The organism is Paracoccus aminovorans (genome assembly GCF_900005615.1).
In the GTDB taxonomy this organism is placed as follows: domain Bacteria; phylum Pseudomonadota; class Alphaproteobacteria; order Rhodobacterales; family Rhodobacteraceae; genus Paracoccus; species Paracoccus aminovorans.
The window spans coordinates 1,946,491-1,973,061 of sequence record NZ_LN832559.1; the positions used below are offsets into that span (position 1 = coordinate 1,946,491).

Below are 26,571 nucleotides of genomic sequence, written 5' to 3' on the forward strand. Positions count from 1 at the left end.
GTTTTCCAGCCGATCCTGGTCAGACCCAGCACGATCTTTCGTCCCGACGCCCTCTTGGAATGCTCTTTTTCAGCAGCCTGCTAGACGTGCTGCCCGGCCGGGCCTGCCCGGGCGCCGTATACACGCCACGGTTTCATTTTCCTCGGAAATACAATTTTTGCGGTAAATAACCTTTTGTTTACAACTGGTTCGCGTCGTTGCGCGACTCGGCGCCGCGGCCTAGGCTGGTGGTGTTGTTTATGTATGTTAACGAGTATCCGATATGCCCGATCCTGCGGTATCGAACGTCGTGTTCGTCGCCCATCAAGACGACAACATCCTTTTCATGGAACAGGGACTGCACGCGGCCATCTCGGCCGGCGAAGCGGTCACGACCGTTTTCGTGACCGCCGGCGACGCCGGCGGCAACGCCGATTATTGGCTGGGCCGCGAGGAAGGCGCCCGCGCGGCGATGTCGCAGATGGTGGGCTCGACCGCCTGGGTTACCGAGACCGTCACCCTGGGCGAAGGCGCCGGCAGCCATCAGCTCGTCACCAGCCATCTGGCCGATCACCCCGAAATCCGGCTGTATTTCCTGCGCCTGCCCGACGGCATGTTCCGCGGCGGCGGCTCGGCCCGCTATGGCCGCGAAAGCCTGGAAAAGCTGGTGGAAGGCGAGATCGACCGGGTCCACAGCGTCGACGGCGCCGCCAGCTACGGCCGCCAGGACCTGGTCGGGCTGATGCGCCTGCTGATGGACGAACACCAGGCCACCCATGTCCAGATCCAGGACCATCTGAGCGTCTTCGCGCGCGAGGACCACAGCGACCACCGCGCCACCGCCTTCCTGGCCACGCTGGCCTTCGAGGGCTCGGGGCCCGATCGCGTTCTCGCCGGCCATGTCGATTACGGCTCGCACCACCTGCCCGCCAATGTCCCGCCAGCCCTGCTGGAGCATTTCCAGGCGGTGTTCCGCGCCTATGCCGAACACGACCCGGCGGTCCAGGTCGGCCGCGACGCCGACGGCAACGTGATCTACGGCGCGCATTTCGACGACTGGCTGGGGCGCGACTATCGGGTCCAGGACGTGCTGGGCATCTGGGCGCTGGACTTCACCCAGGGCCGCGGCAACTGGCGGGTCGGAAACCATGTCCGCACCCTGGCCGATATCGATGGCGACGGCCGCGCCGATATCGTCGGCTTCGGCGCGGGCCGGGTGCTGACCGCGCTGGCGGAGCAGCGCCACTTCGGCGCCACCGTGGGCTGGTCGGACGCCTTCAGCCATCGCGCCGGCTGGCGCGTCAACCTGCATGAGCGCGAGATGGGCGACCTAGACGGCGACGGCCGCGCCGACATCGTCGCTTTCGGCGACAACGGCGTGCAGGTGGCGCTGTCGAACGGCACCGCTTTCGTCGATGCCGGCCTTTGGCTGGCGAATTTCGGCCGGCTGGCCGGAAACTGGCGCGTCGACCGGCATGAGCGCGCGGTGGCCGACGTCGACGGCGACGGCCGCGACGATGTGATCGGCTTCGGCGGCAACGGCGTGCTGGTGGCGCTGTCGACCGGGACCGGGCTGACGGCCGCTCAGGTCTGGAGCCGCGAGTTCTCCTATGCGGCGGGCTGGCGCAACGAGTTGCATGTCCGCACCCTGGCCGACGTCGATGGCGACGGCCGCGCCGACATCGTCGCCTTCGGCGACAATGGCGTGCAGGTGGCGCTGTCGAGCGGCGGCCGTTTCGCGGCCAGCGCCGTCTGGTCCGCCGAGTTCTCGGGCGCCGCCGGCTGGAGCGTGATGCGACACGAGCGCATGCTGGCCGACGCGAACGGCGACGGGCGCGCCGATATCGTCGGCTTCGGCGAGGACGGGGTCCGGGTGGCGCTTTCGACCGGCACCGGCTTTGCGGCGGCCGAGCTGTGGTGCGACGACTTCGCCTTCGACGACGGCTGGCGCAGCGACCGGCACGACAGGTTCCTGGCCGACGTGAACGGCGACGGGCGTGCCGACATCGTCGGCTTCGGCGAGGATTTCGTCGAGGTGGCGCTCTCGACCGGCACCGGCTTCGCGACACCCGCACTTTCGGACGACTTCGCGGTCTGACCGGCAGCCGAAGGGCCTCGGGCCTGCCGAAGGCATCGCCGAAGGGCAAGGCACCGCGATGGCGCGAAGTTTATGCGAAATCCGCATGATTCGGTTGCTTCGAGCCTTGGAAATTCCGCGCAACGGTGCCTAACTCGCGGGCACCGGCGGGACCGGACCCGCCCAGACGCGAACAGAACCAGTCGACCTGCATGACCGCCCGGAACCCTCGCGGGAAAGCGCGCCGCTGTTTCATGCCTTCGAGGTGACCATGACCAAGACCCGAATCGAACACGATCTGCTCGGCGACCGCGAGGTGCCGGCGGATGCCTATTGGGGGGTCCACACCCTGCGCGCGGTCGAGAACTTTCCGATCTCGGGCCAGCCCATCGGCGCCATTCCCGAACTGATCCGCGCGCTGGCCGCGATCAAGCAGGCCGCCGCGCTGGCCAATGCCGACCTGGGCCTGCTGTCGCCCGAGCGCCGCGATGCCATCACCGCCGCCTGCGAAGAGATCCGCGCCGGCAAGCTGCACGATCAGTTCGTCGTCGATCAGATCCAGGGCGGCGCCGGCACCTCGACCAACATGAACGCCAACGAGGTGATCGCCAATCGCGCGCTGGAGCTCATGGGCCATGAGAAGGGCGAATACCAATACCTGCACCCGAACGAACATGTGAACATGAGCCAGTCCACCAACGACGTCTATCCGACGGCGCTGCGGCTGGCGTCGTGGAAGGGTCTGCAAAAGCTGATCGGCGCGCTGGCCAGCCTGCGCGGCGCCTTTGCTGCCAAGGCGGTCGAGTTTCAGGACATCCTGAAAATGGGCCGGACCCAGTTGCAGGAAGCCGTGCCGATGACCCTGGGGCAAGAGTTCAACACCTATGCGGTGATGATCGGCGAGGACGAAGCGCGGCTGGCCGAGGTCTCGCACCTGGTCTGCGAGATCAACCTGGGCGCCACCGCCATCGGCACCGGCATCACCGCCCATCCCGACTATGCCGAACGGGTGCGGGCGCGGCTGGCCGAGATCACCGTCATTCCCGTCGTCACCGCCGCCGACCTGGTCGAGGCGACGCAGGATTGCGGCTGCTTCGTGCAGGTGTCGGGCGTGCTGAAACGCGTGGCGGTCAAGCTGTCCAAGACCTGCAACGATTTGCGCCTGCTGTCCTCGGGGCCGCGCGCCGGCCTCAACGAGATCAACCTGCCGGCCAAGCAGGCCGGTTCCTCGATCATGCCCGGCAAGGTCAACCCGGTGATCCCCGAGGTGATGAACCAGGTCTGTTTCGAGGTGATCGGCAACGACATGACCATCACCATGGCGGCCGAGGGCGGGCAGCTGCAGCTGAACGCCTTCGAGCCGGTGATCGCCTACAGCCTGTTCCGCTCGGTCGATCACCTGGTCGCCGGCTGCGCCACCTTGCAGGCGAATTGCGTCGAGGGCATCACCGCCAACCGCAAGGTGCTGAAGGAAAGCGTGCGCCGCTCGATCGGCATCGTCACCGCGCTGAACCCCTATATCGGCTATGCCGCGGCGACCGAGGTCGCGACCGAGGCGCATCTGACCGGCCGCGGCGTCTATGAGCTGGTGCTGGAAAAGGGCCTGCTGCCCAAGGAGCGGCTGGACGAGATCCTGCGCCCGGAAAGCCTGACCCGGCCGCAGCTCTTCGTCGCCTGAGGCCCGGCGCGGGGCGCACAACCCCAGGCCGACTCACCCGCGCGCCGAATCCGGGAAATCCGGACCGGCGCGCTTCCATTTTCTTGTTGCGACAGGACGGTTTCTGGGGAAATCGCGGATTCTGCGTCGTTGCCATACCGCCGCGGTTTTGTTAGCGTTCGCAGCATAGACCTTTTCTTCTGACAAGCCGAACCAGGGGCTGCCCTCCCCTCCAGCCAGGTCGACCTGCCGGTGCGCCTTCCGGGATTTTCTCCGGCGGCGGTCGCGGCGGGTCTGTCACGGATCATGCGCAATCCCGGCCGCGCGCCCCGCGCGGCGCGGGTCATCCAGCGAGGGCTTCCATGCTTGATACTCCCGGCGTCTATGTGCAGGAAATTCCCAGCGGCAGCGCGCCCATCGCGGGCGTGGCCACCTCGAACACCGCCTTCATCGGCGTCTTCGGCCGCGGCCCGGTCGGCCGCGCCACCCGCGTCACCTCATGGGGCGAATTCGAGCGCGTCTTCGGCGGGCTGCATGCCGGATGCGAGACCAGCTACGCGATCCGCAACTATTTCCTGAACGGCGGCAGCGTCGCCTTCGTGGTGCGGGTGAACAACGGCGCCACCCCGGCCGCGCTGGCGGTGCCGCCGGCGGGGGGCGGCGTGGCGCTGGCGGCGTCCTCGGCCGGGCTCTGGGGCAACAGCCTGCGCATCGGCGTCGCGCGCGCCACCGGCAACGGGGCGACCAGCTTCGACCTGCTGATCCGCGAATATCGCGGCAACGACGTGCTGCGCGAGGAAAGCTTCGTCGGCCTGTCTCCGGTCGCGACCCATCCGCGCTACGTGACGCGGGTGCTGGCGGCGGAAAGCCAGATGGTCACCGTCACCGCCCATAACGGCGGCAACATGCCCGACGCCACGCAATCGGGCGGCAACCCGGTCCTGACCATGGAGGCGCTGCGCCAGCTGGGCGCGGCAGGACTGGCGGCGATGACCGGCGGCGGCGACGGCACGCTGCCGGGCGACACCGACGCCTGGCAGAACCTGGCGCTGAACGCGCTCGGCGCCGGCATCGACGCCATGGACGCCATCGTACCCGACGTGTTCAACCTGATGTGCCTGCCCGATGTCTCGGTCATGGGCCAGGCCCGGGCCGCCGTCGCGGCGCAGGTCTATCAGCGCGCCAACACCTATTGCGAACGGAATTTCGCCTTCCTGATCGTCGATCCGCTGGCCGATACCACCCGCGCCAATGTCGGCGCCTGGGCCGGCGCGCTGAGCGGGCTGCGACGCAACGCGGCGATCTATTTCCCGCGGCTGGTCGCGCCGGACCCGCTGAACCCGGCGCAGAACCGCACCTTCGCCCCCTCGGGCGCGGTCGCCGGCATCTTCGCCCGCACCGACGCCGCCCGCGGCGTGTGGAAGGCGCCGGCGGGCACCGCCGCCACCGTCTCGGGCGGGCGGCCGGTCGATGTGATGACCGACCTGCAGCAGGGGCCGCTGAACGTGTTGGGCATCAACGTGATCCGCACCTTCCCGGTCTACAACACCGTGGTCTGGGGCGCCCGCACCATGGAGGGCGCCGATGCGCTGGCCTCGGAATGGAAATACATCCCGGTCCGTCGCCTGGCGCTGCATATCGAGAACAGCCTGCAGCGCGGCCTGCAATGGGTGGTGTTCGAGCCGAACGACGAGCCGCTCTGGGCCTCGGTGCGGCTGAACGTCACCGGCTTCATGTCGCAGCTGCACCGGCAGGGGGCCTTCCAGGGCGCCTCGGCCCGCGACGCCTTCCTGGTGAAATGCGACGGCGAGACCACGACTCAGGCCGACATCAACCTGGGGATCCTGAACATCTATGTCGGCTTCGCCCCGGTCCGTCCGGCCGAATTCGTCATGCTGCGCATCCAGCAGCGCCTGCAAACCACGAACTAGGGGGTCACCATGGCACAGTTCAGCATCAACGCGACCCGCTTCGACCCCTACAAGAACTTCAAGTTCCGGGTGAAATGGGACGGCCGCTATGTCGCCGGCATCTCGAAGGTCTCGGCTTTGAAACGCACCACCGAGGTGGTCGAGCACCGCGAGGGCGGCGACCCCTCGGTCTCGCGCCGCAGCCCCGGCCGCACCAGCTTCGAGGCGATCACGCTGGAGCGCGGCGTCACCCACGACCTCGACTTCGAGCAATGGGCGAACAAGGTCTGGAACTATGGCGCCGGCCTGGGCGCCGAGGTCAGCCTGCGCGATTTCCGCAAGGACCTGGTCATCGACCTCTACAACGAGGCCGGGCAGCTGGCGCTGTCCTATCGCGTGTTCCGGGCCTGGGTCTCGGAATACCAGGCGCTGCCGGAACTGGACGCCAATGCCAATGCCGTCGCCATCCAGTCGATCAAGCTGGAAAACGAGGGCTGGGAGCGCGACTACGACGTGATCGAGCCCAGCGAGATCTCGTTCCTCGAACCGGCGGTGTGACGCCCCGCCGCAAGCCGGGCAGGGAGAGGCATCATGCTGGACGGCGGAGCACTTCTGGACCTCTATCAGAACGGACGCGCGGCGGACGGCCCGGCGCGGCTGGCGGTGCTGGCGCGGGCGGCCGGCGCCGACGCGGCCACGCTGCCGCTGGCCGAGCTCGACCGCCGCATCTGGGCATTGCGCGCGGACTGGCTGGGCGCGGCGGCGGGCGATGCGGTCTGCACCTGCCCGGCCTGCGGCGGCATGCTGGAATTCACCCTGCCCGCCGGTTTCGCCCTGCCCCCCGCTGCGGCCCAGACGGTCAGCGTCGCCTGGCGCGGCCGCGACCATGCGCTGCGCCAGCCGCGGTTGTCGGACATCGGTCCCGCGGGGCTGGACCCGCGCCGGCTGGGCGAGGGCCCGTGGGACGATCCCGGCTTTGCCGAGGCCGCCGCCCGGGCGCTGCAAGCCGCCGACCCGGCGCTTGGCCTCGGCTTCGCCATGACCTGCCCCGATTGCGGCGCGGCGCTGGAACAGCTTTTCGACCCCGCCGGCTATTTCTGGGCCGAAATCGAGGATCTGGCCCGCAGGCTCCTGCACGAGGTCGCCTTGCTCGCCCGCGCCTTCGGCTGGTCCGAGGCCGAGATCCTGGCCATGCCCCCCGCCCGCCGGGCGCTGTATCTGTCCGAGGTGGCGCCATGAGCGACCTTTTCGCCGCACTGTCGCGCCGCTTTGCCGCCCCGCCCGCGATCCTGCCCCGCGCCCGGCAGCGCTTCGAGACCGAGGCCGATGCCGCGCCGGTCGAGGAGATGGGCGAAACGCGCGCCACGCCGCCCGTCCCGCGCGCGAACCGCACCGCCCGGCCCGTTCCGGCCGAAGCCGCGCCGCAACGACAGCAGCCCGCGCCGCGCCACGACCCCGCTGCCCGCGCCCCGGAACAGGCGCCCCGCCGCGCTCCGGACCCGGCCTCCGCAACGCCGCAGCCGGTGCCGCTGCCCGTGCCGCAGCCCTCTTTGGCCACAGCGCCCGCTCCCGCGCCGCAACCGCCCGCCCCGGCCGTGCCGCTTGCGGTCGAAACGGCCGCCGCCCGCCCCGGCCCGGCGCAGCCCGAGGCGTCGCGGCCCCTGCCCGACCCCGAACGGCCGGCACGTGCCGAGATGCCGATACACGCTCCGCAGGCCGCCGCGGTCCCGGCGCCACCGCCTGCCCCCGCCCGACCCGGTCCGGCCATGCCCGAACTGGCCGCGCCGCCGCCCTCGCCCTTCCAGCCCGCACCGGAACCGGTGGCGCCCAAGATCGACATCCGCATCGGCCGGGTCGAGGTCGCGGCCCCCAAGCCCGCCAGCCCGGCACCGCAACAGGCCCCCGCGCGCCCTGTCGCCAGCCGCCCCGCCGGCCCGCCGCGGCCGCCGCTGACCGACTACCTGGGCTGGAGGCGCTGAGCCATGTCGAACGCGCTCGCCATCGCCGGAGTGACCGCCATCCTGCGCGACCGGCTGAATGACGGGCTGCTGAACGCGAATCTGGACAGCCTGGGGCAGTTCTCGGTCACCTCCTCGCCCCCCGACCGGCTGGAGGGTGACGCCGATCCCGCCAACCGGCTGAACATCTACCTGTGGAACGTCACCCGCAACGCCGCTTGGTCGACGCCGCGCCTGCCCGCCCGCAGCGCGGCGGGCGAGCGGATCGACAATCCCTTGCTGGCGCTGGACCTGCACTACATCCTGACCGCCACCGGCGCCGAGGACCTGAATGCCGAGATCCTGCTGGGCTATGGCATGCAGGTGCTGCACGAAACCCCGGTGCTGACCCGCGCCGACATCCGCGCCTCGCTGGGCGGCGCCGATCCGGCGGTGGATGCCAGCCTTTTGCCCGCGCCGCTGCGGCTGCTGGTCGCGGCGGACCTGGCCGACCAGTTCGAACAGATCCGGATCAGCCCGGCGGTGCCGGAAAGCCGCGACCTGGGCCAGATCGAGGCGCTGAGCAATATCTGGTCGGCGTTTTCGGCCCCCATGCGGGCCTCGGCCCTGTATCAGGTCGGCTGCGTGCTGATCGAAAGCCGGCGCCCGGCGCGCTCGGCCCTGCCGGTGCTGACCATCGGCGGGCGCACCGCGCCGCTGCGCGGACCGCGCATCGCCCGCGTCGCCGCTTTGCCTGGGGGCGCGGGCGGCCTGCCCGATCCGATGGCCGCGGTGCTGTCCGGCGGCTGGATCGCGGTCGAAGGCACGGCGCTTGCCGCCGAGCGGATGCGCGTCATGCTGGGCACGCGGGCTCTGGCGGTCACGGCGGCCGATCTGGGCGACCGCCGCATCGATCTGCGCCTGCCCGCCGACCAGCCTGCCGGCATCGCCCGGATCATGGTCGATCACCTGTTCATCCCCGCGCCCGGCCAGGCCGAGCGGCTGTGGGAAAGCTCGAACGCGCTGCCCTTTGCCATCGCGCCGGTGGTGACCGCGGTGGCGCGGGCCGGCACGGTCGCGGCAGAGCGCTTCACCGGCACGGTCACGCTGACCCTGGCCAACGCTTTGGGCGAGCGACAGGCGGCGGCGATGCTCTTCAACCCGCTGCCCGGCGGGGCGCAGCCGGCGTTCTCGGTCCCGGCCCGGACGGTCGCGGCGAACCGCATCCGCGCCGATCTGGCGGCGGTACCGGCCGGCGCCTATGTCGTCCGGGCCGAGATCGACGGCGCCGCCAGCCTGCCCACGCTGGGCGCGCAGGGCTTCGACGGGCCGGTCGCGGATCTGGATCCATGACCCGGCGCGAGATCATATCCCCCGCCGCCTTGCAGGCCCGCGCGCTGGACCTGGCCGGACAGCACGCCATGGCGCTGCTGGCGCGGGGACCGGGCAGCGATCTGCGCGCTGCGCTGTCGGACCTCGCAGCGCTGGGGCCGGTGGCGTTGCTGCGCATCGCCGAACGCTTCGGTCTGACGGCGTTGGAGCTGGACCTGCTTTGCCTGATCGCCGCGCCCGAGCTGGGACCCGAGCCAGCCGCCGCCCTGGCTGCGCATCCGCTGGCGCTGCAGGGCCGCGCCACGCCGGCGCTTTGCGCACTGGTGCTGGGTGCCGAGGCCGGCCCGGCGCTGTCGGCGACCGCTCTGCTGCGCCAGGGGGCGCTGGTCGAGGCGCTGCCCGGCACGGGCCTGGCGCAGCGCCTGCTGGTGCTGCCCGAGGCGGTGGCTTCGGCGCTGCTGGGCGCGCCCGCGCCCGATCCGGCGGTGCTTGGGGCGCTGACGCCCTGCCCGCCCGCGCCACATCCGCAGGCCGGGATGCTGGCCGATGCGCTGCTGGCGGCGCGCGGGCTGGATCCGGCACCGATCCTGCATCTGGCGGCGTCCGACCCGGCCGAGGCCGCGGCCCTTGTCGCCGCCGCCGGTGCCCGGCTGGGCCTGCGCGCGGCGGCGCTGGACCCTTCGGCGCTGAGCATCGAGCCCGCCCGTGCCGCGCAGTTGCTGAACCGCGACGCCGTGCTGACCGAGACCGCCTTTCTGCTGCCCGCCTCGCCCGAGGGCTGCCAGATCGCCGACCGCCTGCAAGCGCCCTGCCTGCTCTGGGGCATCGAGCCCCATCGCACGCAGCGGCCCCGCGCGAGCATCGCGCCGGTCCGCGCCGCGCCGCTGCCGCGTTCCGCCCTGGCCGATGCCGAGGCCAGCCACGCCGTCGGCCTGACCGCCGACCTGCCGGCCCTGATCCGCACCCGCGCCGCCCAGGGGCTGGAGGGCCTGGCCCAGCGGATCGAGCCGCAGGCGCGTTGGGACGACCTGGTGCTGCCGCCGGCGCAGATGCAGCAATTGCGCCAACTGGCCGCCAGCCGCCGCCATGGCCCGCTGGTGCTGGACGGTTGGGGCTTCCGCGCCAAATCCGCGCGCGGGCTGGCGCTGACCGCGCTCTTCAGCGGCGCCTCGGGCACCGGCAAGACCATGGCGGCCGAGATCCTGGCCCGGGCGCTTTGCGACGACGACCTCGGCAGCGGTGGCGGCGCGCTGGCGCTGTACCGCGTCGACCTGGCGGCGCTGACCTCGAAATACATCGGCGAGACCCAGAAGAACGTCGGCCGCATCTTCGACGCCGCCGAGAATGCCGGCGCGGTGCTGCTGTTCGACGAGGGCGAGGCGCTGTTTGCCCGCCGCTCGCCCGAGGTGAAGGACAGCCACGACCGCCACGCCAATGCGGAAACCTCCTATCTGCTGCAGCGGTTGGAAAGCTATTCCGGCATCGCCATCGTCACCACGAACCTGCGCGCGGCGGTTGACGACGCCTTCCTGCGCCGCTTTCGCGCCGTGATCGACTTTCCCTTCCCGGACGCCGCGCAGCGGGCGCTGATCTGGCGCGCGGTGTTGCCCCAGGCCCTACCGCGCGCGGGCATCGACTACGACGCGCTGGCGCGGCTGGCCGTCGCCGGCGGCTTCATCCGCGCCATCGCGCTGACCGCCGCCTGGCTGGCCGCCGAAAGCGGCGGGCCGCTGACCATGGCGCATCTGGAACGCGCGGCGCGGCAGGAATACATGAAGCTGGGCAAGCCGCTTTCCGAGGCCGAGCTGCGGGGTTTCCGATGAGCGGCGCGGTCACCCTTCACATCGACACGCTGGCCCTGCCCGGCCTGACCGAAGCCGAGGCGGCCCGCGCCGCCCGCGCCTTCGAGGCCGAGCTGACCGCGTTGCTGGAACGCGACGGGCTGCCGCCCGGCATCCGGCCCCAGGACCTTGAGCGTATCGACCTGGGGCAGTTGCCCGCAGGCCACGGCTCGCCCGAGGCGATGGGCCGCGAACTTGCCCGCGCGCTGATGCGGAGGCTGGCATGAGCGCCGCCCGCAAACATGTGCCCTTGAAGCCCGAACCGAAGCCCGAGGCGAAGAGGCCGCGCTGGAAAGTGGTCGCAAGGGCGCCCGCGCCGGAACCCGCCGCCGACCATATTCCGCTGGATCGGCTCCGCGCCGCCGCGGAGCCGGGCGTGGTGCAGGCGCCGCTGCCGTTCCGTCCGGCGCTGGAGGCGATGTTCGGCCGCGACCTGCCCCAGGTCGAGGTGCTGACCGGCCCCGGGGTCGAGGCGGCGCTGGACCGCGAGGACGCCGAAGCCGCGGCCCGCGACGGCCTGTTGTTCCTGCGCCGCGACGCCGCCCTGCCGGTGGTCGCGCATGAGCTGGCGCATGCGCTGCAACCCCGCCGCGCCGCGGCCGACCCTGCGGCCGCCGAGGCCGAGGCCGGGGCGCTGGAATGGCGCGCCACCCGCGCGGCGTCGCTGCCGCAGCCCGTGACGCCGATGCCGCCCGGCGCCCTCGCCTTTCGGATGCAGGGCGCGCTGGCTGAACCGCCGCAGCCCGCGCCCGCCGAGCCCGAGCCGCCGGCGGTCGCGCCCTTCCCCGCCACCGGCACCGGCTCGGCGGGCACGGGCACGGGCACGGGCACGGGCACGGAGACGCCGCAACCCGCCCCGCCTGCTCCGCAAGCCCAGCCGGTTGCGGCCCCCGAGGCGAGCCCCGAGACGCTCGGTCCCGCCGCCGCGCCCGACCTTTCGGCCCAGACCGAGACCGCCGCCGCCGGGGCCCAGGCGGCGGTGGCCGCGCTGGACGCGGCCGAGGATGCGCAGGGGGTGATGGCTGCCTTCCATGCCGCGCCGCCCTCGGTCAAGGCGCGCGAGGCGCCCGGGCTCGACGCCCGCATCGCCAGCGCCTCGGCCCGGACGCGCGCCGCTGAGGATGCCGCCCTGCCCGAATTCCGCGCCGAAATGTCGCCGGGCGAGCCCCTGCCCGAAGCCGCCGCCGTTGCCGCTCCTGCCGCCACAGCGCAGCCGCTGGAAGCCGCTCCGCCGGCACCGCCGCCGTTGCCGGAACTGGCGCCGACGCCCGAGCCGGGCCGCGCGGCGGCGAACGCGAACCTCGCCCCGACGCTGGAACGCGACTTCACCGTGGGCGAGCCGGCCGCGTTGCAGCATACCCTGGATCAGGTGCAGACCAGCGATGCGGCGGCCATCCCGTCGGCCGGCCCCGCACCCGATGTGCCGCTGGCCGGTGCCACCGACCCGGCTCGCGTCGCCGAGCAAGAGGGCGCCGCCTCCGCCCAGGCCGCGACCGGCCAGGCCGAGGCCGCGCGGGCCGTGATCGACGGTCCCGGCCCGGAACGCGCGCAGCTGCGCGCGATGTCCGAAACCCTGGCCCCGCAGCCGCCAGCCCCGGTCGAACCGGCCCCCGCCCAGCCGCCGGTCGCGGGCGCCGCGGCCTTTGCCGCCCAGCCGCTGGATGCCGAGACGGTGGCGCTGTTCGACCGCGCGCATGGGCCGGCGATGCAGCAGTCGCTGGCCGGCGCTCAGGCCGATCTGGACCGCGCCGCCGAGACGCGAGAGGCCGGCCGCGATGCGGCGATCGACACGGCCCAATCCGAAACCGCGCGGCTGAACGCCGAGGCCGATACCGCCCAGCGCGACGAGGTGATCGCCCGGCGCGGCCAGATCCAGACCGCCCGCCAGGAGGCGCTGGACCAGCAGGCCGCAAGGGTCTCGGACCTGCAGGGCGAGGCGGCCGAGGCGCGCGGCAGCGCCCGGGCCGAGGTCGATGCCGAGGTCAGCCGCACCGAGACCCGGATCGACGGCGATTTCGCCGCAGCCGAGGCTCAGGCCCAGGCCGAAGTGGCGCAGGGCGAGGCCCGCGCCGCCTCGGAACGCGACGCGGCCGAGCGCGAGGCCGAGGATCAAAGCTGGTGGGACCGCGCGCTCGACTGGGTGAAATCGCAGCTGGCCAAGCTGACCGAGGCGATCAACGCCATCTTCGACGCGGTGCGCGCCGCCGTCCGCGACATCATCGAGGCGGTGAAATCCGCCGCGCTGGCGCTGATCGACGCGGCGGCGGGGCTCATCAAGGGCATCATCGAAACCTTCAGCGCGCTGCTGAAAACCCTGGTCACGCGGCTGCTGGCCGAGCATTTCCCGGCCATCGCGGCGGCGCTGAACGCGGCCATCGACGCCGCCGTCCACGCCGCGACCGCCGCCATCGACAGCATCGCCACTGCGCTGAAGACCGGCATTGCCTTCCTGATGGACGCGCTTGCCGCCGCGCTGGATGCGGTGCTGGCGGCCTGGCAGGCGGCGACCAATGCGGCGCTGGCGCTGGCCAATGCCGCCTTGCAGGGCGACTGGCGGGCCCTGGCGCGGCTGATCCTGTCGCCGATCCTGATGGCCTTGGGCATCCAGCCCGACGCCTTTTTCCAGCTTTTCGACCGCGCGGCGCAGGCCATCGACCTGATTGTCGCCAATCCCGGCGGCTTCGTGCAGAACCTGCTGGAGGCGGTCAAGGGCGGCATCCGCCGCTTTGCCGACAACTTCCGCCGCCACCTGATCGCCGGCATCATCCTGTGGCTGACCGGCCCCCTGGGCCGCGGCATCACCATGCCGGCAGAGTTCGACCTCTGGGGGCTTCTGGACGTGACCCGGCAGGCGCTCGGCCTGACGCTGGAGACGGTGCGCCGCGTCGCCGTCCGCGTCATCGGCGAAGGCGCGGTGCGCAAGATCGAATATGTCCTCAGCTATGTCCGGGCGCTGATCACCGGCGGCTGGCAGGGGCTGTGGGAACAGATCGCCAGCGACCTCGGCATGCTGCGCGACATGGTGCTGGACCAGATCAGGACCTTCCTGCTGGAAAAGGTGGTGATCGCCTCGATCATGTGGCTGGCCAGCATGTTCAACCCGGTCGGCGCGCTGGTGAAACTGGTGATGACGATCTGGAACTTCATCAAGTTCCTGCGCGCGCAGCTGTCGCGCATCTTCGCCGTGGCGCAGACCGTCATCAACACCATGTGGGAGATCGCGACCGGCGCGCTGGAGCCGCCGATCCGCGGGGTCGAGCAGGTGCTGGGCCGGCTGGTGCCCATAGTGCTGGACCTGCTGGCGCGGCTGATCGGCGTCGACGGCATCCCGCAGAAGGTGCAGGACATCCTGAAGGCCGTGCGGCTGCGGATCGAGACCGCGCTGGAAAACCTGATGCGCCGGGTACTCGCGGCCTTCGGCATCAAGACCAGTGAGCCCGAGGGTCCAGCCGCCGGCCAGATCATGGCGCCGATCCCGTTCCGCGCGGGCAGCGAATCCCACACCCTGCTGATCGAGGACGAGGGCGAGACGGTGCGTCCGGTCATCCGCTCGGACCCCACGCCGCTGGTGCAATGGCTGGACGAACGGCTGGGCCAGCCCTTCACCGATTACGCGGCGCAGAAGAACTGGCGCGGCGCGGTGCTGGCGAACAAGCGCGCCGAACTGGCGGCCCTGGTCGCCAGCGCCAAGGCCGAGGAGGCGCAGTTGGACGCGCAGGCCGAACTGACCGAGGACGCGATCAACGCCGCCGCCGATCCCAATGCCGGCGAGGCGGTCAAGGCCGCCGCCACCGCCAAGGCGCAGGAGACGCAGGCCAAGGGCGAGCAGACGAAAAGCGCCGTGGCGCGGGTGCTGGAATTCTTCGGCATCAGCATCGTGCCCCTGGACCAGAAATTCGCCCCCGAGCTCGAGGCGATGAGTTCGGCGCTGTCGGAAAACCTGCGCCGCTATGTGCTGCCGAACCTGGACGTGGCGCGCTATACGCCGCTGGACTGGCGCGGCTTCGGCACCATGCTGGCCGGCGACGGCGCCGCGACCGAGCCCTGGCGCAGCCCGGCGAATGCCACCGGCGCGGCGCGGCGCTTTACCGGCGGCGCTTTCGATGCGGCCATCGCAGCCAAGGCCGAGGAGCTTGCGAAGGCCGGGACCCTGCCCAATGCCGAAACATTCCTGCGGACGGACAACAAGCTGGATCCGACCAAGATCGGAACCCTGTTCGGCGATCATCTGGCGCGACGGCTGAACAGTTCAGGCGCCAATACCGCCATCCTTGGCCAGTTGCTGGCCGGCGGCGGGCCGGCCTATCCCGCGCTGATGGACGCCATCGCCACGCCGCTGCTGGAGGCGGTGACGGCGATGTGCAGCAGCGATCCCACCCACGACCGCGCCTTCAATATCGTGACCGGCACTTATTTCCGCGACACGATCGTGCCCGGATTCGACGCGTTGATGCGGAATGCGGCCTGGAGCAAATACTATCAGGACGACGCCCAGAACGCGGCCAGCGACGAAACGGGCGGGGTCGATCGCGGCATCGGCTTTTTCGTGCGCCCCGACCCGACCGGCAATGCGGGCTCGAAACGCGCCGGCAAGAACGGCGAGCGGCTGGCCGATGCGGTCAGAGGCGCCCAGTTGCGCCAGCACGAATGGATCGCCTCGCGCTTTGCGGCGCAGATCATCCGCAATGCCGCCGACGACGTCGAGCATGGCCAGACCGACAGGCTGCGCGGGCTGTGCGAACTGATCCAGTTCCAGAACCAGGTGCGCACGCCGACCAAGCAGCTGATCTTTTCCCCCGAAGGGCCCTATCCGGCGCAGAAGGTGGTCATCAGCTATCAGGCCTTCGGCCACCGCATGGACCAGGAATGGAAGGACACGCCCGAGGCGGCCCTGCCTGCCCAGCGCCGTGCGGAATGGTATCCCGCGGGCACGCCGCATCAGGGCACCCGCATCGCGATCCTTCAGGGCCATCCCGGTGCCATCAGCGCCCGAGTCAGGGGCGACGCACCCAGTCCCGACATCACCCAGCAGGCTGCCGGCCATGGCACATGGGACAGGGCACTGGGGGATATCGTCGCCCGCGACCTGTCGGACGGCACCGTCTATTTCGCCGAAATGCACGAGCTTGCCGACAAGATCGTCGATTTCTTCAATCTGACGGTCTGGACGGGGGAAAGCCTGCCCAGCGGCAGCACGGGATACAACGAGTATTTCGATTCAGGCGACAGGCAGGAAAACATCGTGGCGCTTGCCGAAAGCTATCGCGCCTATTTCCCCAATTTCGAGGCGACCCTCAGGGAGCAGGTCGCCCGGGTCAGGAGCGCATAGATGTCCGGCTATTCCCGCACCCCCCGCCTGCTGAAAGGCGCCATCGTCGCCTTCCGCCCGCCGGTGCCGATCCCCGAGGTGATCCCGTTTCAGATCAACCCCGAAAGCCTGCAACGCACCATCGAGGCCAATGCCGCCGAGGGCGAGGGCGGCGCCGACGGCTTCCGCCTGGCCGGCGCGCCGAAAGAGGTGATCAAGGTCGAGGCGGTGCTGGACGCCGCCGACGACCTGGAACAGGGCCGGGCCGAGGATCTGGGCCTGCACCCGCGGCTCGCGCAGCTGGAAACGCTGCTCTACCCCGCCGCCTCGACCGTGATCGCCAATGCGGTGCTGCTGCGGCTGGGCACGGTCGAGATCCTGCCCGCGACCGGCCCCTTCACCGTCTTCATCTGGGGCAAGACCCGCATCCTGCCGGTGCGGCTGAAATCGCTCTCGATCACCGAAGAGGCCTATGACCCGAAGCTGAACCCGATCCGGGCCAAGGTCTCGATGGACCTGAACGTGCTCAGCTATTCGGATCTGGAAAGCAGCCATCCCGGCTATGCCATGTTCCTGAGCCACCAGCTGGTCAAGGAAACCATGGCGCAGGTCGGGCGCGTCAACTCGCTGGGCTCGGTGCTGGGCTCGGACGTGAAAATCATGTGAGGGCACCATGATCGACCGCAATTCCCGCTATGCCAAGTCCGCCGTCCTGCATCTGACCGATGCCGAGGGGCGGGAGATCGCCTATCTGGACCGCCGCATCATCCCCGACAGCCCGCGCATCGCCGCCCGCATCGCGGTCGAGGACGGCGACCGCCTGGACCTGATCGCGCATCGCGCCTATGGCGACGCGCGGCAGTCCTGGCGGGTGATGGACGCCAATCCCGACCCCGAGCCGCTGACCCTGGCCGACACCCCCGGCCGGCGCCTGGGCCTGACCCAACCGGGCGAGGCCTGACATGCTGCAGGAACTCATCGGCGTCCGCCTGACATTGCTCGCCGGCCAGGGCATTCCCCGCCCGCTGCCGGCCGAGTTGATGGAGCGTTTCGTCTCGGCCGAGGTGGCGATCTCGGACCGCGAGGTCTCGGGGTTCGAGGTGGTCTTCGACGCCATCCGCTCGCCCATGCTGGCCGGGCTGTTTCCGATCATGGCGGAACCGGGGCTGAAGGCCGGATCGCGCATCGTGCTGACGGCCGTCATGGGCCTGTTCCCGGCGGTGCTGATGGACGGCATCGTCGAGACGGCCGAATTCAAGCCCTCGCAGGGCCAGGGCCCGGCGAAGTTGCATCTGCGCGGCAAGGACCTGAGCTTCGTCATGGACCGCGAGGAGCATGAACAGACCCATCCCGCCCAGGGCCCGGGCGAGATCGCGACCATGATCCTGATGCGCTACATGCAATATGGCATCGCGCCCCTGGTCATCCCGCCGATGAGCGCCGACCGGCCCAGCCCGACCGAGCGGGTGCCGATGCAGCGCGGCACCGATTTCGCCTATCTCAAGGACCTGGCGGCGGCGCATGACCGCATCTTCACCATCATCCCGGGGCCGATCCCGCTGACCTCGACCGGCTATTGGGGACCCCCGCCGCGCATCGGCCTGCCGCAGCGGGCGATCACCACCGACATGGGGCCGGACAGCAACGTCTCGGGGCTCAGCTTCGAGAACGCGGCGGGCGGCGCGGCCGAGGTCCAAGGCCAGGTGCAGGACCCCGCGACCGGGCAGACCATGCCGGTGCGCTCGACCATGGCGCTGCGCCCGCCTCTGGCGGCGCAGCCCTCGATCGCCAATCGGACGACGGTCAGGACGAACCTGTTCCAGACCGAGGGCGCGCCCTCGGCCGCGCAGGCCATGGGTCAGGCGCAGGCGCAATCGGATGCCACGACCGACACGGTCAAGGTCACGGGCGATCTGGACACCGCGCGCTACGGCGCCATCCTGGCCCCGCGCGGGCTGGTCGGGTTGCGCGGCGCCGGGCTGGACCACGACGGGCTCTATTACGTGCAAAGCGTGGTCCACAAGATTTCACGCGGCGCGTGGACCCAATCCTTCACCCTGAACCGGGAGGGCACGGGCACCACCGTGCCGATGGTGCTGCCATGACCGACCAGACGACGCGGCAAGGCTATTTCGGCAAGTATCGCGGCACGGTGTCGAACAATACCGATCCGATGCAGCGCGGCCGGGTGCAGGTGCAGGTGCCCGCTGTCTATGGCACCAATACGCTGAACTGGGCCCTGCCCTCGGTGCCCTTCGCCGGGCCGAGCGTGGGCTTCTACCTGATCCCGCCGGTGGGCGCGAATATCTGGGTCGAGTTCGAGGGCGGCAATATCGACGCCCCGATCTGGTCCGGCTGCTTCTGGGGCGAGGGCGAATGCCCCGGCCAGACCCCCATGGTCAAGATCATCAAGACCCAGGCCGCGACCATCACCCTAGACGAGGTGAACGCCTCGGCGCCGGTGGTGATCGAGACCCAAGCCGGCGACCGCATCACCATCACCGCCCAGGGGGTCACGGTGGAAAGCGCCTCGGGCGCCAAGGTGGAACTCTCGGGCCCCAAGGTCAGCGTCAACTCCGGCGCATTGGAGGTGATGTGATGACGAACCTTCTGCATATGGGCGGGACGGTGATGTGCCCGCATGGCGGCCAGGCGCAGCCGGGCAGCAGCTCGGCCCGGGTGAAGCTGGGCGGCCAGCCGGCGGTGACGGTGGCGCACAGCATGACCGTCGCCGGCTGTCCCTTCACCACCAGCACGCCCCAGCCCTGCACGCAGGTGCAATGGACCACGCCCGCCACCCGCGTCACCATCGAGGGCAGCCCGGCGCTGCTGTCGTCCTCGGGCGGCATCTGCATCGGCGCGGCCGGCCCTACCGGGCCGCCGCAGGTGGCGGCCAGCCAGGTCAGGGTGACGGGACAATGAGCTGGCTTTCCGCACCCTACCGCATCGACGGCACCGGCCGCAGCGCCATGACGGACGACCCGCGCCGCCACGCCCGCGACCTGATCGAGGCGGTGCTGTTCACCGCCCCGGGCGAGCGGGTGAACCGGCCCGATTTCGGCTCGGGCATCCTCGACATGGTCTTCGACACCAACAACGAGGCGCTGGAGACGGCGGCGGATTTCCTGATCCAGTCGGCGATCCAGAAGCACCTGTCCGAGATCCTGACCGTCTCGCAGCTGTCGCTGCGCCGCGACGAGGGCATGCTGGAAATCACCCTGTCCTATGTCCTGCGCGAGACCGGCGAGCCGGTCAGCGACAGCTTCCGGCGCGAGGTCTAGGCCATGGCACGCAGCGAAAGCTTCCTCGACGAGCGGCGCGAAAGACTGGCGGCATCGCCCGCGCGGGTGAACGGCATCGCCGGGATCGAGGTCGATCCGGCCGACATGACCCGCCTCACGCTGCGCTTCGTCCACCCGCTGCCCGGCCAGCCGAACGGCCGCCCGGCGGGGCCGGCGCTGAAACCCTTCGACCTGTTGATCGAGGGCGGCGACCGCATCCGGGGCATCGGCGTCGTCGACGCCGTGGCCAGCGGGCGCGACCTGGCGCTGCGGGTGAACCGGGCCGGCGATTTCTCGGCCTATACGCTGCGCATCCGCGACGGGCTGGCGGGATGGGACCCGATCCTGCGCGAGATCCGCTTCGCCTTCCGCCTGCATTGCGACAGCGGCGATTGCGCGTCCCCCGCGGCGCCCCCGCCCGATCCGGCGCCTGCGCCGCAGATCGATTATCTGGCACGCGACTATGACAGCTATCGCCGGATGATGCTGGACCGCATGGCGGTCGGCGTCCCCGACTGGACCGAACGCAACCCGGCCGATACCGGCGTGGCGCTGGTCGAATGGCTGGCCTATCTGGGCGACGGGCTCAGCTATCTGCTGGACCATGCCGGCACCGAATACGCGCTGGAAACGGCGCGGCTGCGGGTCTCGGCGGCGCGGCACGCGCGGCTGGTCGGCTACCGCATGCACAACGGCGCCAGCGCCCGGGCGCTGGCGCAGGTCAGGCTGGCGCCGGGGGTGGACCGGCTGGACCTGCCGCGCGCGGGCCTGGCCTTCCTGACCCGGCCCGACGCCGGGGACCAGGCGGTGATCCAGCTGGCGCAGGCCCAGGCGGCGGTCGAATCCGGCGCCGTGGCCTTCGAGCCGCTGGCGCCCGCCGTCCTGCATGCCGCCCATGACCGCATCGCGCTGCACCATTGGGGCGATCCGCAGGCGATGCTGGCGGCGGGCACGACCTTCTGCGACCTGCGCGACCCGGATCGCGCGCTGAAGCTGGCAGTGGGCGACCTGCTGGTGCTGATGCAGGCCCGCGACCCGGTGACGGGCCGGGTCGACGACGCCGATCCCGCGCAGCGCCAGGCCGTGCGGCTGGCCGGGCCGCCCGAGATGATCGAGGACCCGCTGGAGCCGGTGCCGCCCCCCGGCGGCGGCGCGGCGGTGCCATTGCGGGTCTGGCGCATCCGCTGGGACGCCGCCGATGCGCTGCGCTTCGATCTGCACATCGGCGCGGCGGCTGGGGGGCCGATGGCGCTGGCGCTGGGCAATATGGTGCCGGCGGACCACGGCTTTACCCTGACCGACCCGGCGACCGACCAGCCCTTGGCCGAACCGCTGGGCGTCGCGCCCGACGTGACCGACCCCGAGGCGCCGCCCGCCCCCGGCGCCCCGGACGAGCCGAAGGCGCGGCTTTCCGACCTGGACCGGCCGCGCCCGTTCCGGCCCCGGCTGTCGCGCCGCGACCTCAGCTTCGCCATGCCGCCCGAGATCGGCGCCACCGGCCCCGCCGCGGCGCTGATGCAGGTCGATCCGGCCCGGGCGGTGGCGCAGATCAGCCTGCGCTCGACGCGCGAGGCGGACCCCTGGCGGCCCGAGCCGGACCTGCTGGGCCAGCCCGCCGACGCCCTGCGCTTCGTACCGGAGGTCGAGGCCGACGGCACCACCCGGTTGCGCTTTGCCAGCCCCGGCATCGGCAACGGCAAGGTGCCGCTGCCTGGCGACGCCTTTACCGCCAGCTATCGCATCGGCCAGGGCCGGGCCGGCAATATCGGCGCCGGCGCCCTGGCGCGCATCGCCGTCTCTGGCGCGGCGGCGGGCCATGTCGTGGGCGTCTGGAACCCGCTGCCGGCGCAGGGCGGCACCGCACGCGAGACCGTGGCCGAGACCCGCCAGCGCGCTCCGGTCAGCTTTCACCAGCAGCGCCGGGCGGTGACGCTGGCCGATTACGAGGCGCTGCTGAACGCGCATCCCCAGGTCCAGCGCGCCACCGCCCGCAAGCGCTGGCTGGGCGGCTGGGCGGCGATCTTCCTGACCGTGGACCGGGTCGCCGGACTGCCGGTGGACGACGGCTTTCGCCAGATGCTGCTCGACTATCTGGAACCCTATCGGATGATGGGCCACGACCTGGCGGTGGATGCGCCGATCCTGGTGCCGCTGCAGATCGCGATCCGCGCCTGCGCCGCGCCCGACGCTTTCGCCGACAAGGTGGCGCAGGCGCTGGCCGCCCGCTTCTCGGCCGGGCTGACCGAGGACGGGCGGCGCGGCTTCTTCCATCCCGACAACGTCAGCTTCGGCAGCCGCATCTATCTGAGCCATATCTACCGCGCCGCGCTGGAGGTGCCGGGGGTCGCGGACCTGCGCGTCACCGCCTTCGGCCGCGCCGGCCAGCCCGACGCCAGCGCCGAGGGCGTGCTGGACTTCGGCCCGCGCGAGATCCCGGTGCTGTCGAACGACCCGAACCGCCCCGGCGAGGGCCGGCTGACCATCGAGACAGGGGGTGGCCGATGACCGCGAAACCGACGCCGCAAGCGATCCTGAACCGCGCCGGCCTGCCCAGCCTGCGCGCCCGCGCCGGCACCCATGCCGATTTCCTGGAATCGCTGCGCCGCGGGCTGGCCGACGCCAACCGCCCCGGCCTGTCGGAGCTGCAAAGCCGCGACGGCGACGATTTCACGCTGGGGCTGTTCGATGCCTGGGCGGCGGTGCTCGACACGCTGACCTTCTATGCCGAGCGGCAGGCGAACGAGGCTTACCTGCGCACCGCCACCCGCCGCGACAGCATCCGCGCCCATGCCCGGCTGATCGGCTATGAGCTGGCGCCGGCCAAGGCGGCCTCGGTGCATCTGGCCTTCGAGGCGCAGCCGCATGACGCGCCCGAGGCGACGCTGGAATACCCGTCGGGGTTGCAGGTGCGCTCGATCCCGCGCGACGGGCAGCTGCCGCAGCTTTTCGAGACGGTCGAGCCGCTGTCCGCGCGGGCCGAGTGGAACGCCATGCGCCCGCTGATGGCCTGGCCGCAGGTGCTGACCCGCGACGCCGAGGAAATCCAGCTGACCGCCGCCGCGCCGCGCCTGAACCGGGGCGATCCCTTGCTGCTGATGCAGGGCGACGTGCCGGTGCCGACCGGGACCGGCAGCGACGCCACCTTCCTGCGCCGGGTGTCGGGGGTCGCGGACGGGTTGGACGGCCGGCGCGTGGTGGCGCTGAAGGCCAATCCGGCCAGCCCCGCCCCTTATGTGTTTCAGCCCCTGATGCTGGCGCTGTGGTTGCCCGGTACCGCCGTCAGCACGCTGAGCCTGGTCGCCACGCTGGCCGGCCATGCCTGGTCGGTGGCAACGCTGGCCGGGGCCAGCAATGCACAGGGCCTGTCGCCCGGCCAGGTGCGGCAGGCGGTGCAGGCCTCGGACTTCCGCCCCGAGGGCGAGGTGCGCCCGCATCTGCTGAAGATCCGCGCCGGCTTCTTCGGCAACAACGCCCCCAGCGGCTTGCTGACCGCGCAGCATCTGAGCGTCAGTTCGCCCGGCTATATCACCGATACCGCGACGGCGGTGGGCGGCACGCCGCCCGGAAACCGCGCCTGGCTTTATCTCGACCGGGAATATCCCGAAATCACCCCCGGCAGAGGCCTGCTGCTGCGCGACGCCACGCATGAGCTCTGGGTCCGCGTCCATGCCGCCGAGGCGCAGGGGGTCGAGGCCTACGGCCTGACCGCCCGCGTCACCCGGCTGGAGACCGACGACAAGGGACTGTCGCCGCAAGGCGGCGCGCCGGTGGCGATCTCGGATTTCTCGACGCGCGGCACCACGGCGCTGGCCCTGCCCGAGCCGCTGGCGCTGTCGGACCTGCCGATCACCGATCCCGTCGGCCAGGCCTCGGGCGCGCTGGGGGCCGACCAGATCGAACTGGGCACGCCCGAGCTGCTGCTCAAGCCCGGCAAGACCCTGGCCATCACCGGCGAGCGCGCCGATCTGGCCGGTGTCGCCACGACCGAGATCCGGCAGCTGGTGCAGAACGTCATCCTGCAGGACCATTCGCTGCTGACGCTGAACCAGCCTCTGGCGCATCGCTATCGCCGCGACACTGTGCGGGTTCTGGGCAACGTGGCGCTGGCGACCCATGGCGAGACGGTGGCCGAGGTTCTGGGCGACGGCGACGCCACCAGGACCTTCCAGAGCTTCACGCTGAAATCCGGGCCGCTGACCCATGTCTCGGCCCGCAATGCGCGCGGCATGGCGCCGGCGATCGAGCTGCGGGTGAACCGGGTGCGCTGGGACCTGGTCGAGGATTTCCGCGCCTCGGGCCCGCATGACCGGGTCTTCATCCTGCGCATCGACGAGGACGGCAGCACCCGCGTGGTCTTTGGCGACGGCATCCGCGGCGCGCGCCTGCCGACCGGACAGGGCAATGTCGAGGCGCTCTATCGCCGCGGGGCCGGGCTGGCCGGCCATCTGGAAGCCGGGCAGCTGTCGCTGCTGGCGACGAAACCCGCCGGGTTGAAGGGGGTTACGAACCCGCTGCCGCCCTCGGGCGGGGCGGATGCCGAGCGGCTGGAACAGGCGCGGCGTAATGCCCCCATGGGCGTGCTGACGCTGGGCCGCGCGGTGTCGCTGCGCGATTACGAGGATTTCGCCCGCGGCTTCGCCTCGGTCGCCAAGGCCCGCGCCGATTGGACCTTCGACGGCTTCGCCCGGCCGATCACCATCACCGTGGCGGGACAGGAAGGCGGCCTGCTGCCCGAGACCGGCGACGACATGCAGAACCTGCGCGCGGCGCTGGCGGCGGCGGGGGAATCCGACCTGCGGGTCTCGGTCCGGAATTACCAGCCGGTGGGCTTCGGGCTGCGGGCGCGGCTCTTTGCCGACCCGGCCTTCATGCCCGAGGACGTGATCGCCGGCGCCCAGGCGGCGGTGCTGGCGGCCTTCTCCTTCGACGCGCGCGAACTGGGCCAGGGCGTCAGCCAGGCGCAGGTCATCGCGGCACTGCAATCGGCGCCGGGGGTGCTGGGGGTGGACCTGGACGCGCTCCATACCGGCACGACCGAGGCCCTGCAGCCCCGCCTGGCCGCCGCCGTCGGCCGGCCCGACCTGGCCGGGGCACCGCCGGTCGCGGCCGAGCTTCTGGTGCTGGACCCGGCACGCCTGCATCTGGAGGTGGCGGCATGAGACTGACGGTCGAGGACATCTTTGCCCTGCTGCCCGCCTATATGCGGCTGCGCGACGCCGACCAGGGCGCGGCCGGCAAGAGCCGCCTTGCGCCCGGCGACGACCGCGAAGCGGTCGAGTTCGGGCCGCTGCACACGCTCGCCTCGCTGATCGCGCGCGAGGCGCAGGTGGTCGGCGAACAGATCGACCAGCTTTACGACGACGCCTTCATCGAAACCTGCGCGCCCTGGGTCGTGGCCTATCTGGGCGATCTTCTGGGCGTGCGCGGGCTGTCGCAGATTCCGGGCGGGCCCGACCTGCGGGCGCGCGTCGCCGATGCGCTGGCGCTGCGGGCGCGCAAGGGCACGCTGCGGGCGCTGGAGCACGCCGCCTGGGAAAGCTCCGACCTGCCGGTGATGGCGGTGGAATACGACCGAAAGCTGGTCCATGCCCAGTCGATGCGGCTGACGCATCCCGCCATGGGCGCGGCGGTGGACCTGCGCGACAAGCCGGGGCTGGCACGGATCGGCGCGGCTTACGAACGCGCCTCGCGCGGGGTCGAGGTGCGGCGCATCGACAGCATGGGCGGGCGCTGGAACCTCGGCAATGTCGGGCTGCACGTCTGGCGGCTGCGCATCGCGCCGATCAGCCGCCACCAGCTGAACCCAGCCGCCAGCGGGCGGCGCATCTTTCGTTTCCACCCGCTGGGCTGCGATGCGGCGCTCTATGACCGCGCCCCGGCCCGGCCGCCGATCGAGCAGCCGATGCGCGAGACCGCCCTGCCCATCGCCATCACCCGCGCGCTGATGGCCGAGGATCCCGGCCGCTTCTATGGCGAGGATCGGGCGATCCAGGTCTGGGCGGGCGCCAACCCGATCCCGCTGACCGAGATCCGCGCCGCGCATCTGGGCGACCGCGCCACAGGCGGGACCGAGCCCTGGAATCGCGCCCCCCTGCCCGCGCTGACGCTGATCGACCCGGAACTGGGCCGGCTGGTCGTCGGCCAGAACCGCGCCGGCCCGATCCGCGTCAGCTGCCGCTTCGCCCGCGCCTTCGACATCGGCGGCGGCGAGCAGGACCGCAGCGCCTCGCTGGGCTCGATCGAGAATCCGGCGATCCTGCCGCCCTCGGCGCTGGTGGCGACACGGGTAACGGACGCGGGCGGCACGGGCACGTTCCTGCTGGACCAGAGCACGCATTACCGCAGCGGCAGCAGCATCGACGTGCCCGACGACGGGCTGTTGCGCATCCTCGCCAGCGACGGCCGTTGGCCGACGCTGCGCCTGCCCGCGACGCTGACCATCACGCTGGGCCGCAATGCCCGGGTCGAGTTGAACGGGTTGCGCATGCACGGCGGCCAGATCCGGCTGCGCGGCAATGCCGCCGCCCCCGGCACGCTGGTCCTGCGCGACTGCACGCTGGTCCCCGGTCATGCGCTGGACCGCGACGGCGATCCGGTCTCGCCCGGCGCGGTCTCGCTGCTGGTCGAGGCGAATGGCGCGGCGATCCTGTGCGAGCGCGTGGTGACCGGGCCGGTGCGGCTGGTCTCGGACGTCGAGGCGGGGTTCAGCGACTGCATCATCGACGCGGGCAGCGCGGAGGCGCGGGCGATCTTCGCGCCGCCGAACGCCGCCCGCCACGCGATCAGCCTGACGCGCTGCACCGTCCGCGGCCGGGTCGAGACCGACGCCTTCACCGGCGGGCTGACCGCCGAGGACGAGACCGCCGAGGGCCTGCCCGCCACCACCGACACGCTGTTTCTGGGCAGCGCGCCCGCCGTCGACGCGGCGCGGCGCCAGATCGGCTGCATCCGGTTTTCGCTGGTGCCGGCAGGCTCGCAGGTGCCGCGGCTCTATCGCTGCATCCAGGGGCCGATGCCGGTCTTTGCCTGCCTGCGCCTGGCCGATCCGGGCTATTTCCTGCCGGCCGCCGGCACCGATGACGCGCTGCGCCGCGGCGCCGAGGACGGCGGCGAGATCGGCGCCGGCAATCGCGCCGGCCTGACCTTCCGCGACGACAATATCGCCCGCAGCATCCAGGACTTCCTGCGCTTCGGCCATGCGGCGGGGATTTTCCATGAGACGTGACGCGCAGCGTAAGGAGGACAGGAC

At 71.5% G+C, this 26,571-nt stretch carries 19 protein-coding genes; all 19 read left to right on the plus strand.

Annotated features, from left to right (window positions below; translation table 11 throughout):
• The first annotated feature begins 262 nt into the window (after positions 1-262).
• Positions 263-2,077: an FG-GAP-like repeat-containing protein gene (locus JCM7685_RS09740; protein ID WP_074968025.1), complete on the plus strand. Its 1,815-nt coding sequence runs from the start codon at positions 263-265 to the stop codon at positions 2,075-2,077.
• Positions 2,078-2,327: 250 nt separating this feature from the next.
• Positions 2,328-3,734 carry an aspartate ammonia-lyase gene (gene aspA / locus JCM7685_RS09745; RefSeq protein WP_074968023.1) on the plus strand — a complete coding sequence of 469 codons (1,407 nt, stop codon included), beginning with the start codon at positions 2,328-2,330 and terminating at the stop codon, positions 3,732-3,734.
• 341 nt (positions 3,735-4,075) lie between these two features.
• Entirely contained in the window at positions 4,076-5,644 is a 1,569-nt protein-coding gene (locus JCM7685_RS09750; protein WP_074968021.1) for a phage tail sheath family protein, read from the plus strand.
• 9 nt (positions 5,645-5,653) lie between these two features.
• The gene (locus JCM7685_RS09755) at positions 5,654-6,181 is read left to right on the plus strand and encodes a phage tail protein (RefSeq protein ID WP_074968019.1); all 528 of its coding nucleotides are present in this window, start codon (positions 5,654-5,656) and stop codon (positions 6,179-6,181) included.
• Positions 6,182-6,214: 33 nt separating this feature from the next.
• The gene (locus JCM7685_RS09760; RefSeq protein ID WP_074968017.1) at positions 6,215-6,862 is read left to right on the plus strand and encodes a hypothetical protein; all 648 of its coding nucleotides are present in this window, start codon (positions 6,215-6,217) and stop codon (positions 6,860-6,862) included.
• Complete coding sequence (locus JCM7685_RS09765; RefSeq protein ID WP_074968015.1) at positions 6,859-7,602, plus strand: hypothetical protein; 744 nt, start codon at positions 6,859-6,861, stop codon at positions 7,600-7,602. Before JCM7685_RS09760 ends, JCM7685_RS09765 begins: the two co-directional genes overlap by 4 nt.
• Positions 7,603-7,605: 3 nt before the next feature.
• The gene (locus JCM7685_RS09770; RefSeq protein WP_074968013.1) at positions 7,606-8,913 is read left to right on the plus strand and encodes a DUF4255 domain-containing protein; all 1,308 of its coding nucleotides are present in this window, start codon (positions 7,606-7,608) and stop codon (positions 8,911-8,913) included.
• The gene (locus tag JCM7685_RS09775; protein ID WP_074968011.1) at positions 8,910-10,715 is read left to right on the plus strand and encodes an ATP-binding protein; all 1,806 of its coding nucleotides are present in this window, start codon (positions 8,910-8,912) and stop codon (positions 10,713-10,715) included. Before JCM7685_RS09770 ends, JCM7685_RS09775 begins: the two co-directional genes overlap by 4 nt.
• Positions 10,712-10,960, plus strand: a complete 249-nt coding sequence (locus JCM7685_RS09780) for a hypothetical protein (RefSeq protein ID WP_074968009.1) — start codon at positions 10,712-10,714, stop codon at positions 10,958-10,960. The genes JCM7685_RS09775 and JCM7685_RS09780 overlap by 4 nt, the downstream gene beginning before the upstream one ends.
• Complete coding sequence (locus tag JCM7685_RS09785; protein WP_074968007.1) at positions 10,957-16,062, plus strand: eCIS core domain-containing protein; 5,106 nt, start codon at positions 10,957-10,959, stop codon at positions 16,060-16,062. The genes JCM7685_RS09780 and JCM7685_RS09785 overlap by 4 nt, the downstream gene beginning before the upstream one ends.
• A complete protein-coding gene (locus tag JCM7685_RS09790; RefSeq protein WP_074968004.1) occupies positions 16,063-16,707 on the plus strand; it encodes a hypothetical protein in 645 nt (214 codons plus the stop codon).
• A 7-nt stretch (positions 16,708-16,714) separates the two neighbouring features.
• Positions 16,715-17,002 carry a tail protein X gene (locus JCM7685_RS09795; protein ID WP_074968002.1) on the plus strand — a complete coding sequence of 96 codons (288 nt, stop codon included), beginning with the start codon at positions 16,715-16,717 and terminating at the stop codon, positions 17,000-17,002.
• 1 nt (position 17,003) lies between these two features.
• Entirely contained in the window at positions 17,004-18,146 is a 1,143-nt protein-coding gene (locus tag JCM7685_RS09800; protein ID WP_074968000.1) for a hypothetical protein, read from the plus strand.
• Positions 18,143-18,640: a phage baseplate assembly protein V gene (locus tag JCM7685_RS09805; protein ID WP_074967998.1), complete on the plus strand. Its 498-nt coding sequence runs from the start codon at positions 18,143-18,145 to the stop codon at positions 18,638-18,640. The genes JCM7685_RS09800 and JCM7685_RS09805 overlap by 4 nt, the downstream gene beginning before the upstream one ends.
• Entirely contained in the window at positions 18,640-18,963 is a 324-nt protein-coding gene (locus JCM7685_RS09810; protein WP_074967996.1) for a hypothetical protein, read from the plus strand. Before JCM7685_RS09805 ends, JCM7685_RS09810 begins: the two co-directional genes overlap by 1 nt.
• A complete protein-coding gene (locus JCM7685_RS09815) occupies positions 18,960-19,322 on the plus strand; it encodes a GPW/gp25 family protein (protein ID WP_074967994.1) in 363 nt (120 codons plus the stop codon). Before JCM7685_RS09810 ends, JCM7685_RS09815 begins: the two co-directional genes overlap by 4 nt.
• Positions 19,323-19,325: 3 nt before the next feature.
• Complete coding sequence (locus JCM7685_RS09820) at positions 19,326-21,827, plus strand: putative baseplate assembly protein (protein WP_074967992.1); 2,502 nt, start codon at positions 19,326-19,328, stop codon at positions 21,825-21,827.
• Positions 21,824-24,481 (plus strand): putative baseplate assembly protein, encoded by a 2,658-nt coding sequence (locus JCM7685_RS09825; protein WP_074967990.1) that lies wholly within the window; start codon positions 21,824-21,826, stop codon positions 24,479-24,481. Before JCM7685_RS09820 ends, JCM7685_RS09825 begins: the two co-directional genes overlap by 4 nt.
• Positions 24,478-26,547: a hypothetical protein gene (locus tag JCM7685_RS09830; protein ID WP_074967988.1), complete on the plus strand. Its 2,070-nt coding sequence runs from the start codon at positions 24,478-24,480 to the stop codon at positions 26,545-26,547. The genes JCM7685_RS09825 and JCM7685_RS09830 overlap by 4 nt, the downstream gene beginning before the upstream one ends.
• Positions 26,548-26,571 lie beyond the last annotated feature (24 nt).